This is a genomic window from Rhodanobacter sp. B04 (assembly GCF_002001125.1).
Classification (GTDB): domain Bacteria; phylum Pseudomonadota; class Gammaproteobacteria; order Xanthomonadales; family Rhodanobacteraceae; genus Rhodanobacter.
In genome coordinates this window covers 158931-171572 of record NZ_MUNV01000007.1, presented here as the reverse complement: position 1 = coordinate 171572, position 12642 = coordinate 158931, and the positions used below count along the sequence as shown (strand labels likewise).

The 12642-nt window shown below is 64.8% G+C and carries 6 protein-coding genes; all 6 read right to left on the bottom strand.

Annotation, left to right across the window (positions count from 1 at the left end):
• Positions 1-35: 35 nt before the first annotated feature.
• Positions 36-1043: a LacI family DNA-binding transcriptional regulator gene (locus tag B0E46_RS05495; protein WP_077554772.1), complete on the bottom strand. Its 1008-nt coding sequence runs from the start codon at positions 1041-1043 to the stop codon at positions 36-38.
• A 16-nt stretch (positions 1044-1059) separates the two neighbouring features.
• Positions 1060-3771, bottom strand: a complete 2712-nt coding sequence (locus B0E46_RS05490; RefSeq protein WP_254425056.1) for a sugar-binding domain-containing protein — start codon at positions 3769-3771, stop codon at positions 1060-1062.
• Between the two features lie 37 nt (positions 3772-3808).
• Positions 3809-5236 carry an APC family permease gene (locus tag B0E46_RS05485; protein ID WP_254425055.1) on the bottom strand — a complete coding sequence of 476 codons (1428 nt, stop codon included), beginning with the start codon at positions 5234-5236 and terminating at the stop codon, positions 3809-3811.
• 29 nt (positions 5237-5265) lie between these two features.
• Positions 5266-8451: a TonB-dependent receptor gene (locus B0E46_RS05480; RefSeq protein WP_077554770.1), complete on the bottom strand. Its 3186-nt coding sequence runs from the start codon at positions 8449-8451 to the stop codon at positions 5266-5268.
• A gap of 193 nt (positions 8452-8644) precedes the next feature.
• Positions 8645-10990, bottom strand: coding sequence for a family 20 glycosylhydrolase (locus tag B0E46_RS05475; protein WP_077554769.1), 2346 nt, complete (start codon positions 10988-10990; stop codon positions 8645-8647).
• On the bottom strand, positions 10987-12051 hold the full coding sequence (locus tag B0E46_RS05470) for a glucokinase (protein WP_077554768.1): 1065 nt from the start codon (positions 12049-12051) through the stop codon (positions 10987-10989). The genes B0E46_RS05475 and B0E46_RS05470 overlap by 4 nt, the downstream gene beginning before the upstream one ends.
• Between the last annotated feature and the right edge of the window lie 591 nt (positions 12052-12642).

The following is a 12642-nucleotide window of genomic DNA, read 5'->3' as shown; positions in this document are numbered from 1 at the left end:
GGGGCGGTGGCGTGGTTGGCAGGATAGCGCCCGCTTCAGGGCGCGGGTGCGGTCGAGGCGCGGATGCGCATTTCGTAGCCGACCTCGACCATCCTGGCGTCTCCCTTGTCCTGCACGCGAAGCAGCAGTTCCTCGGTGGCGCGCCTGCCCATTTCACGCACGGGCTGGTGGATGGTGGTCAACAGCGGCCACACCTGCGTTGCGATCGTGGTGTCGTCGAACCCGCAGATGGAGATGTCCCCGGGAACCGATATCCCGGCCTCGCAGGCTGCCCAGATCGCGCCGACGGCCATGTCGTCGTCGGCCGCGAAGATGGCGGTTGGCCGTGACCGCAGCGCCAGCAGCTGGCGTGCGGCCGCCACGCCCGATTCGAAGGAGAACCGGCCCTGCACCATGTACGCGCTATTTTCCTTCAGCCCGGCGCGCTTCATGCCGTCGCGGAAACCGGCGAGGCGCCAGACGCCGGCGCCGTGCTTGGGGTCGCCAAGGATGTGGGCGATGCGGCGATGGCCCAGCGACACCAGATGCTCCACCATCGCCGCGGCGGCCTCGCGTTCGCGCAGCATCACGCCGATGCAGCCCTCGGGGTGGTGGGGTGCGATCGAGGCAAACGGAAGGTCGTTCTTGCGCAGGCATTCCAGCAACTGCGGATGGTCGGTGATCGGCGGCGTGAGGATCAGCCCGTCCGGCCGGTGTCGCGACAGGATGTCCTCGACGTGCCCGACGAAGTCTGCTGCCGTCGAGACCAGTGGCTGCACCATCATGCTGTAGTGCTGCGCCTCGCACGCCTCCAGCACGCCGGCCTGGACTTCCATGATGTAGCTGGGCGACAGGTTGTCGTACAGCAGGCCGATCATGAAGGAGCGGTTCGTCGCCAGGCTGCGCGCCGAGGTGAGCCGCCGGTAATTGAGTTCCGCAATGGCAGCCAGCACGCGTTCGCGCACGGAGTCGCGCACGTTCGGCTCGTTGTTGAGTACCCGCGACACGGTCTTTTTCGAGGTGCCCGAGGCACGGGCGACATCGTTGATGGTCACATGCGCCATGGAAGCCTGTCCCGATTCAATGATTTTTCCCTTGCGCGGCGTCAGTCGGGTTTCCGGCAGCAGCCGGAATGTATCGGGTTGAAACGTTCCACCCGCTCACTTCGACCACGGGCGCTTCAGATCCTTGGGATGCGTAATGTGCGATCAAGACGATCGACTCGCCGGGCCACAGTGTGACGTCATTGTCGTTCCACAGGATGGGAAGCGCGAGGTCGCCGTGCGCACCGCGCCTGATCGACACGTGCTGGAACAAGGCCACTGCCTTGGCCGATGCGGGTACCGACAGCGTGACCGTGGTGACGTCCTCGTTGCCTTCATGCCGCGTGGTCGCGCGGGCCTCGCTCGTCGTGGCTGGAAGCGACTGCAACGCGGTCAGATCCGCGTACCGCGTCACCGGCGTGAGATACCAGTTCGAACGATCCCAGTCGAGCTTGTCGGGCTGGGCAGGGAGCCAGTAGACGTTGCGGCTGATCGGCTTGCCATCGGACGAGGCGAGGTCGAGTTCGATGAAGTGTGTGTGCGACAGGCCGGCCAGGGTTGGAAGCGTCGTTAATGACCGCGTGTGGTTTCCTGCGAGGTCGATGCCTTGCAGGTGTTTCTCGTAACGCATGCTGCCGTCCAGATTGCGCACCCGGATGCTTGCCTGCAAGCCGTGTGCATCCTCCAATGTGTGGTTCACCAGCACGATGGCATCCGAATCATACGAATACTGGATGTGCACCGGCTCGTTCGCCTTCTTGGCGCCGAAATAGGCGCCCGCCGGATTCATGTAGTAGTCGTACAGATGCCAGTGCAGCGAGGGCCAGGCGTTGTTGAGCATCCAGTAGACCACGCCGGTCGATGGATTGGCCGCATCCATGTGCGCGTTGAACGCCTCGAACTGCGCGCGCACGTTGTCGTAGTTGTCGAGCTGGGCCTTGGCAACATAGTCGGCAAGACCCGTGGGCGCGCCGTAGCGATGGGCCAGCGCGGTGTCGAACGGCGTCAGCACGGCGAATGTCGACCAGTCCGCGGATGCGTGGTATTGCCGCGCCTCCGGGTATTTCCACAGCGCTTCCTGCTCTTGCGGCGACAGCATGCGCTGCACATCCTCCAGCCGCGGAATATCCGCGCCTGCGCTGACCTCCGAGTCGAAGCCGAACGCACCGCCCAGCTTGTCGGCATACCAATAGGACGGCGGTATCCAGTCGTAAGGGCCATCCATCTTCAGGCCGGAAGGGCCGGCTTCGGCGGTGCCCTTGGGAACGGCCGCCGAGATGATCGGCAACGGCCAGTCAGCGGCACGCAGCGCGTCGACGTACATTTTCGCGATGGGCGGCGGGGGTGGGTTGTCGCTGCCGATCAGGAAACCGATCACGGAGGGGTGGTTGCGCAGCAGACGTGCCTCGCTGGCCATGGAGTCTTCGGCCACGTTCATGTCGGCGGCATCCCAGGGCGCACCGCCGGTCTTGGCGGCCGACTCCCATTTGTCGCAGCATTCCCAGCCCGCCAGTATCAGGATGCCGTTGCGGTCGGCGAGGTCGTAGAAGCGCTGATTCTCCAGCTTGCCTTCGCTGCGGATGGCGTTGAGGCCGAGGTTGAGGACGTAGCTGAACTCGGCCTCCATGCGCGCGGGGTCATCGCGCAGGAACATGTCCGGTGCCCAGCCGCCGCCGCGGATCAACAGCGGTTTTCCGTTGATGAAGAATTGGCGATAGCCCTGCCTGGTCAGGCTTGAACTGACGCTGCGTATGCCGAACGTCGTTGTGGTCCGGTCGGATACAGCGCCATCAACCGCGGCACTCATCTCCAATTGGTACAGCGGATGTTCGCCCATGCCGACGGGCCACCAGATCTTCGGGTGATCCAGGGCGAGGCCCGGCGTTGTCGTGGGTGAGAACGAAACGACCCGGGTTTGTCCGGGCGCGAGGTGCACGGTTTGTTGCAGCGGCACGCCGGCCACGGTGCCGGTGATCGTCGCATCATGCGCCACCGCATCAAGGTTCTTCGCGTCCACCTTCACGGTCAGCGTGGCGCGCGCGAGATCGGGCAGCGACAGCGTCGAAACGACCTGTGGAAAGCTCAATTCCACAGGTCCGGTCTGCATGATGTCCACGCCGCGCCATGGACCCATGTTGTTGTCCGGAGGCGTGGGGTTCCAGTCCACCCAGCCCATCGACAGGCTCATTCTCGGATCGGCCGGATGCACGCGCATGGCCAGGATGTTGGTGCCCGTGTGTGTCCAGCGCGTCACGTCGAACGCGTGCACGGGATAGGCCCCCGCGACGTCGGCGTGGCCGGCGACCAGATGCCCGTTTATCCACACGTCGGCGCTCGCGATCATGCCGTTGGTACGCAGCAGCGTATGCCGTCCCGCCAGGTCCTTCGGCAGCTTGAATTCGGCGCGATACCACCAGGGCGTCACGAAGAGGTTGCCGCTGGAGTCCGGCACCTGCACCGCGCGCAGGTTGTCGCTGTAGAACACGTCGTTCTTGAAGGTGCTGTCCTTGAACGCATGATTCTCCAGCAGTGCGGCCATGACGGTCGCCCGCCCACTCGCCGGGTACCAGCCCTCGGTGGGGAAGCCGGTCGAGGAAATCTCGGCGCCGCTTTGCTGCGCCTTCGCGCTGTCCTGGATTTGCCAATGATCGATGGCGGTGGTGGCGCCGGCGTCGACAGAGACCTGGGTGGGCGCGTAGGTCGTTTGCGCGTATGCGGCCGGCGCGGCCGACACTGCCATCGCGGCCATTATCCAAAGCGCGTGCTTCGCTGGAGTTTGCATGGCGTCAATGCTTCTCAAGATAGGTTTCGCGAATTTCAACGGGCGCGAACGGCCACGACTGATTGAGCCTGGCCCAGATCGCAAACACCGCGAGGCCGGCGATGATCCACAGGCCGGACAGAATCAACGATAGCGTGGAGGCAGATACGTACACATAGATCCATCCCGCCAGCGCGATCACGCAAGGCACGGGGTAAAGCCATTGCTTGTACGGCCGCTCGAGATTCGGCTGGCGCCTGCGCAGCACGACCAGCGCGGCGATCTGCGCGATGGACTGCACGATGATGGTCACGGCCAGCAGCATGTTGATGACTTCGGTCAGGTCGAAGAAGGTGCCGATCGCCGTCACCGCACCCATCGTGAGCAGCGCTATGTGCGGGAAGCCGTGCTTGGCGTGCAGGTGTCCGAACACCGACAGGAACACCTTGTCCCGCGCTGCCTCGAAGGGCACGCGCGAGCCGCCAAGCAGGCCGGTGAACACCGAGGCGAACGCGGTCACGATGATGAGGATGGTCATGACAGCCGCGGCCAGGTGCCCCCAGCTGCGCTGCACGACCAGCGAGGCCACGGACTTGGACTGGGCGATTTCCTGCCACGGCGCCACGCCAAGCACGCTGATGTTGAGTAGGAGGTAGATGAACATCATCGCGATGACCGAGATGATGATGGAGCCAGGCATCGTCCGGCCCGGATGGCGCAACTCGTCGCCGATGTAGGCCGTCGTGTTGTAGCCGAGATAGTCGTAAATGCCGATGATCAGCCCGGCGCCCAGCCCCACGAAGAAGTGGCTGCCGAACGCGCCCGCCGGGTAGGCGAAGGCGAAGCCCGCATTGAAGTGTGAAAAGCCCGCCGCCGTCACGCCGACGACGGAGACCAGCATGATCACCCACAGTGCGATGGTGATCGCGCGCACCGATTCGATCCGCCGGTACAGCAGCCAGGTGACCAGCGCGGTCGACGCCAGGCCGATGAGGTGCACCGGCCACCAGCCGAGATCGGGGAAGAAGAACCCGAGGTATTCCACCATGCCGATGATGCCGGTGGACATCAGCAGGGGAATCGCCAGCAGCATCGTCCAGATGAACAGGAACGGCATCAGCTTGCCGCTGCGGTACTGGAACGCCTCGCGCAGGTAGACGTAGGTGCCACCGGAGCCCGGCATGGCCGCGCCGAGTTCGGCCCAGACCAGGCCGTCGGCCATGGCCAGGATGGCGCCGGCGATCCAGCCGATCACTGCCTGCGGGCCGCCCATGACGGCGACCATGATCGGGATGGTGATGAACGGTCCGATGCCGCACATCTGCGTCATGTTGATCGCGGTGCCCGAGAACAGGCCGATGGAGCGATGGAAGCCGTTGTCGCGGATGGGCTGGGGCGCGCTGGAATCCTGCATGTCTGCCTTGTCGTTGTCGGTTGCGGGCGTGGCGCGCATGCCGCGCGCCACGGACCCAGGCCTTGCCATCACCACTGCCCGCGTACGCCGACCATGAACATGCGCTCGGAAAAGTTCGAGTGCGCCGGCTGGTCGGACCATACAAGGTAGTACCGCTGGTACTCGTTGGTAAGGTTGGTGCCGTCCACGAACACCTCGGCATATTTGTTGATCTTGTACGAGACCGACGCGTCGACGTACTTCTGCGGCGCCTCGTACATCTCCATGCCCGTGATGCCGCCCACGGTGTCCATCACCGCGCGGCGCGAACGGTAGTTGTAAGCGAGGCGGGCCTGGAAGCGGTCGTCCTGGTACCACAGGATGAAGTTGCCGGACCGGGTCGAGTTGTCCTGGAACGGAATCTTGTTGCCGGCCAGATCCCTTTCACCCGAGTTGCTGGGTGCGTAGGTGGCGTTCACTTCCATGCCCGTCTTGGACAGGATGCCCGGCAGGAAGGTGAAGCCCTGGCGGTAATCGAACTCCGCACCCTGGATGCTGTTGCCGGTGCCCTGCACCGGCTCGGTGATCACGATGCAATGGTCGCGGACCACGCCGTCCTCGTCCGGCAAGGTGCAGTTGGTCACGCTGCCGTTCTTGATGAAGCTCTGCATGTCGATGCGGAACAGCGCGAGGCTGAGCATGCTGGTGGGGTTGATGTAGTACTCCAGCGATGCCCCATAGTTGGTGGAGCGCCACGGGTTGAGGTTCGGGTTGCCCGTCGACGTGCCGTCCGAGACCCGGAAGATCGGCCCTTGCGGTGTTTCCATCAGCGAGTAGTTCAGCTGAAGGCCGCCACCCCAGGTGCTGAGGTCGAGCGGCATCATGTTTTTCGAATAGGCCAGCCGCAACTTCAGGGCATCGGTCAGATCCAGTGCGAAGTTGGCCGACGGCAGGATGTCACGGTAACTGCGGTTGGTGATGGAGGTACCGGCATCGACAGGCTCGTCGCCATACGAACCCGGGGCGCCGCTCAGGTGCTGGGTCACGTTCAAGTCGGTGTGGATCATGCGGACGCCGACGTTGCCGCTGTACGGCATCTCGCCGAGGTTGCCGTTGAAATCCGCCTGCAGATATCCCGACAACTCGCGCAGTCCCACGCCCCAGGTGGTTCCCGGTTCGCCCACCTCGACGGTGTCCGGGTAGAGCGACTTCCAGTACGCGATGGGATTGGTCATGGCGGAGGGATTGACCGCCCAGAAGTTGATGCCCGAGCCGAGCAGGTTGGTGTATTCCTTGAAGTTGCCCGACAGCGGCGCAGCGGTATTCGGCATCGAAATCGCGGACAGCGGTCCTGCGCGGTAGTAACCCTCGGCGTTGCCGGCGGTGCACGAGCCACTGTCCATGACCACGTCGGCGCCGACGTAGCGCACCAGGCATCCATTCGGATCACTGGCGCCCATGCCTGCGTAGACCGGTGTTTCCAGCGTCCAGCCGTTGTTGTCGGCGCTGCGGATGCTGTCGCGCACACCGAATTCGAGCTTGATGCCGTCCTCGAAGTCGAACTTCCCGTCGAAGCGCAGCGCGTTGAGATCCACCTGGCGGTCATAGTCGCCGGAGGACTCCAGCGTCTTCATCGTCCAGCCATTGGGGTTGGCGAAATCAGCGGCCAGCGAGGCGGGCATGTTGACCGTGAGGTAGCGGCCACCGAAGTTCGCGATGATCGGTATGGTGTTCTGCGCAACGCCGTTGGCGTTGAACACGCGGTCGCCGCCCAGTTGCGCCGGGTAGACCATGGTGCCGGCTGGCAACGAGACACCGTCATTCAGCACGTTGGGCCACAGCGCACCGTCGGAATCGGAAACATTGATGTCGGTTTCGACGTTCGATTGGAACGCCGTGTCGTGAATGCCGCGCACAGTTGCCGTGAACGGGCCGCCGTTGTCGTAATCCAGCTGCAGGTTGAAGTTCTTCGCGTTGGAACTCTTCTGCGTGATCTGCGAGAACGACTCCACGTCGCCCGGCCACTTCTCGTACACCTGCGTGGTGTAGATCTGCGAGCCCTCCCAGCCCGGCTCCGGCGTGCCATAGGCGCCGAGGGCGGGGCTTCCGGTGTTGCGCGATTGCAGCGGCACGTAGGTCGCGCCCTGCCAGTTGGTGGAATTGAACTGGATGCCGACGTTGCGATCCCATTGGCGCTGCTGCGAGTAGAAGTAGTCGCTGGTCAGGCTGAGGCCATTGCCGAGATCCATCTGGAACGAGGCATTGCCGGACTTGCGCTTCCGCTGGGTGACGGTGTCGTAGAGGCTGATGTCCTGGCTGCCCATGAAGACGCCGTTGGACTTGCCGTCGCCATTGACGTCCACGCTGCCGTCGGCGTTCTGGTGGATCTGCGACGGGATGGGCGCGCCGTTCCACGGGGCCAGGAATCCGTTGTAGCCGCCCGAGCTGGCCGCGTTCTCGCCGTTCAGCACGACGCCGTACTGGTCGAGGCCTTCGGTCGCGTTCATCCGCGTGGTGTCGGAGTAATCGGCGGATATCAGCAAGCCCCAGTGGCCATCGTCGTTGTACGAGACGAGGCCGCTTCCCTCCGGACCCCAGCGATTGGTGGTCGTGCCGCGCTCCCCATCGGCGGAATAGCTGTAAGTGAATCCGCTGGGCAGGTCCCATGGGCGGTAGGTATGCAGGTCGATGGCACCGCTGATGCCGCCGTCGGTCTCGTTGGCCGTGGACGACTTGACCACGTCCACGCCGTGGAACAGCGTGGACGGCAACATGGTGAAGTCGGGCTGCTGCGAGTCGATCTGGTCCGCGGTGATGAATACTTCGCCGTTCAACATGGTGCCGACCTGCGGCAGGCCACGCACGTCCACCGAGGTGCCGACGCCGGCATCGCGGTTGATCTGCACGCCGGTGACGCGCTGCAGGGAATCGGTGATGGTCACGTCGGGCAGCGCGCCGATGTTTTCCGCCGTGATGCTGTCCTGGATGTTCGGCGCTTCGCGCTTCAGGTCGATCGCGCGCATCTGCGACGCGCGCACGCCGGAGACGCTGACGGTCGACAGCGTGACCGCGTTTTTCTCCGCGTCGGTGCCGCTGGCCTTCTTGGCGCCAGGTGACGATGTCGCTGGCGCGGTTTGCGCCGTGCTGTCCTGCGTTGCCGGGCTGGCGGTTTGCGCATCGGCGACTGGCGCCACGGCGGCCGCCGTCGACACGACGGCGAACAGCGACATGGTGATGGCAAATGACAAGGGATGCTTGCGATGTACGGTGGGCATGGGCGTTAACCTCGTTGTGGGTGCCTGTCGAACCTCAGGTGCTCCGCGGTGTTCCAAAACGCGTGTAGTTCAGCGGCGCCTGCCGCTTCGCACGCCGTCGTGATGCAATGCCTCGCTGTCCCCAGCCATGGCCTTGCCGGCCATGGCTGTTTCATTCGGTGCCACTGCGCGGGACGCCTGCCCCGCGCACCGCTTATTTCGAAAACGCCATGCGCGCCAACGCCCACTGGCCATCGCGCGGATCGCCGGTAGCAAAGACACACAGGTCGCGAATGCCGGCCCCCACCGGCACCGCCACGTTTGCATTGAGACGGGTTTGTCCCTGCGCCTGCACCGCGGGCGCCAGCGGCAGGGTGGCAAGCAGCGGCCCCGTGCAGGAGTCGGCATGGATCTCGAGCTCGCCGGCCGCGCTGGTCTTGCTGCGCACCACGGTATCCTTGTCGGCCACGTCGCCGAAGCGCCATGTCACCCGCTCGACGGTCAGTACGGCATGCTTGATGCCGTCCAGCGGCGCCTGTGGCCACAGCCAGCACGCGTTGCCGATATCCACCATGTAGATCGGCCTCGATCCCTGCGTCGACCGGCTGCCATCCAGGCGCGAGCCTGGATGGTGCGAGCACGTTGCAAGCGCGCTGCTGTCGCGGCTCAACCGTGTTGTGTCATCCAGCACCTGGGTACGTGCCGCGGCGAGCTCGAAGCCGTCGGCTGCGAATGCCGCGGCGCGCAGCGTCGTCTTGTCCGGCAGCGTGAGCGGCTGGACATACTGCGTGGAACGGATGGTCGGCACGGAGCCGTCCGTGCTGTAACGGATCGTGCCGAATCCCGCCTGATTGGACAGCTCGACCCGGAATGCGCCGTTGGCCGCTGCCGTCACCAGGAAGGCGGGAGCGAACGCACTGTCGGCATAACCGATGCCGAGTGCGCGATAGCGCGCCAGCTCCGCCGGCATGCGTTGCAGGAAACCGTTCCAGTCGTGCGCGCTTGCGGGCGACCAGCCAAGCTCCGACAGCGCCGCGATGCGCGGAAACACCGCATGCCGGTCGTGCGCGAAGGTGGGCATCTGCTCGGTCCAGAGGCCGGCTTGCACGCCGATGATGCGCGTGGCTTCGGTCTCGCTGGCACCGTTCGGGATGACAACCGTGTCATAGGCTTGCCGCAACGTCGTCACGGGCGGCGGCCCCTGCCATTCGTCGGGCAGGTCGGACTGATAGTGGTCGAAGTACAGCGACTCCTGCGGCGTCATGACCACATCGTGGCCTTGCCTGATCGCTTGCAGCGCCACGCGTTCGTTGTCGTTGCCATGCCACGACATCACCACTTCCGAAGCCGGCAGCGTCGCACCCGCGACCAGCTCGTCGTCCCAGCCGACCGGCGTGCGTCCGTGCCTGGTTAGGTAGTCGGCGACCTGGCCGGTGAACCAGCCCTGCAGCTGATCCATGTTTGTCAGGCCCAGCGCGTGCATCTGCGCACTCACTTGGGGCGATGCGTTCCACTGCTGCTTGTCGGCCTCGTCGCCGCCGATCGAGATGTAGCGGGAGGGGAACAGCCGCATCACCTCGTCGAGCACCTCGTCGACGAAGCGCAAGGTTTTTTCGTCGGGCTTGAGCAGCCATGGGCTGACGCCCCAGTCGGTCCACACCGGCGGACGCTGGCCGGTGACGCCCAGCCACGGGTAGGCGGCGATGGCCGCCTGCGAATGTCCGGGCAGATCGATTTCCGGCACGACATCGACGAAGCGCTCGGCGGCATAGCGCACGATGTCGCGCGCCTCGGCCCGGGTATAGAAGCCGCAATAGGGTTTGTCGGCAGAACCAGTCAGCTCGGCATCGAGGCCTGCCGCCTTGCGGCAGGCGCCGGTGTGGGTGAGCTCGGGAAACTCGGGAATATCGAGGCGCCAGCCCTGGTCTTCGGTCACATGCCAGAGCAACACGTTGAGCTTGTTGAGCGACATCCAGTCGATCAGTTTCTTGATGTCGGCTGTGCTCTGGTAGTGCCGCCCGGAGTCGAGCAGCAGTGCGCGCCATGCGAAACGCGGGTAATCGTCGATGACGCCTTCGGCGACCCCGACCGGTGTGCCGTGAGCCCAGCCTGGCGGCGTCAGCAACTGCCACAGGGTGACGCCGCCGTAGAATGCACCGCGCGGCGTGCGGGCGATGACATGAATGCCTTGGTCGCCCACCACGAGCCGATAGCCGGCATCTCCCGCGACATCGGCGTGCGGATCCACCTCGAACGTGATGGCCGGATGTCTGGTCGCCGCAGTCGCCATGTGCAGATGCAATCCGCTCGTGCCGGCCAGCAACTGCGCGAAGCGTCTTGCGATGGATTGCACTTGCCGAAGATCGGTGCCGCGCACCGCAACCGTGGCGCCATCTGCAACCCGGACCGTGCCCGATCCGGAAGGGCTCATCCGGGCGGGTTGCGGCACCAGCGACCATGCGGGCGGGGCAGGTGCGGTGGATGCCGCAGCCACACCCGCTGCAGCGAGCCAGACGCCGGCCATGCGCCGGAAAAGTTTCGACGTCGTGACATGGCTCATGCGCTCAGTCCGCTTGCCGCGGCATGACGTGTCGTTGCCTCACCAGACATGCCGCGCCTGAGATACCACTCGGCCGCCCCGGCGACGCCATGGCGACCGTGCTCCGTCACCCACACCGGAATCTGCGACAGCAACGCACGCGCGCTGCGCCCGTGCAGGAACCGCTCTTCGAAGCTGCTGCGTTCGAGCAGTGCGAACATCGATGACAGGAAGCCGCCAGCCAGATACACGCCACCGGTGGCCATGAAGGCCATCGCGAGGTTGCCGGCAAGGCTTCCCAGCGACCCACAGAAAACCTCCACGGCTTCCACGGCATGCATGTCGCTGCGCGCGGCGGCTGAGGCGGTCACGGCTTCGGGCGTTGCGAGCTTCGGCGTGTCCCCATGCAAGGCGCACAGGGTCGCGTAAACGGTCAGCAGGCCGGGGCCTGACACGATGCGTTCGAACTCCACGTAGCCGCCATGCGGTGCCAGCTGCGCGAGGATTTCGCGCTCGCGGATCGAGTTCGGCGCGAAATCCATCTGGCCGGCTTCTGTCGTCAGCACGAAACCGCCTGCAGAGCCGGGCACATGCACCGCCGCGCCAAGGCCGGTGCCCGGGCCGATCACCAGGGTCGGGCCCTTTGCATGAATATCGGGTCCGCACAAGTGACGGCCGCTGTGGGCGAGGGGACCGTCGAGCGCGTATCCCAGCGCCTCGAAGTCGTTGAGTACGGCAATGTCGTCCAGGGCAAGTGCCCGGCGCAATTGCGACAGCTGGATGGACCAGGCGAGGTTGTCGTTCACGACCTCGTCGCCCATGACCTGGCCCGCGCACGCCAGCACGCAGTGCCGTACCGGAATCCGCACGTCGGCATCGACAAACGTCTGCAACAGCTCCGCCAATCCCGCGAAGTCCCGGCACGCAAGCTTGCGGTAGGCAAGCGTCTCGACCTTCCGGCCATCCTCGTGCGAGGCCCGCATCAATGCGATGCGCGTGTGCGTGCCGCCGACATCCGCCGCAAGAAACGGCGATGCCGGAGCCTCTTCCGACTGGTCCAGATGGCCGATTGCCACGTCCATCGCGCTCCCCCGCAATAGAACTGTCATGCAGCTTGGACAGTATTGACACCGGTGTCAAGCGGTAACGCACCATGCCTGGAAGCGGCATCGGGAGCGATGCATTCCACGGCTCGGATGGCCCTGGATCTATCTTCAGGCATGAAAAAACCCGCAGTTACGCGGGTTTGGGGCATTCATGGGTTTCGCTGGTCTTGCCTGAAACCCTCACGTGGTGGTGATAGGAACAAACAAGGCCGCTGTTATGCGGCTTGCAAGGCATCGCTTCCGAATGCACCCCCAGATATACCCCCAGACGTGGCGGGCTTGCTGTTGATCCATGCCTCAACCTCGGCAGCCAACCATGCCACGGTGGAACCGTTGGGGGTGAGTGAGCGGGGGCGCGGGAAGTGTCCGGCGTGAATCCATCGGTACAACGTGGTGCGTGACACGCCGATGTGCTGGAGTACCGCCTTCAGGCGCAGCAAGCTCGGCGCGGTGGTGCTGCTGGTGACTAGGTTCATTGCGTGGTGTCCTTCATGACGTGACACGAGACGGCTGGCAGGATGCTCGGCCGTGTCGGTGGGGTGCTGGGGTTCCTGTGAGGTTCGGCCG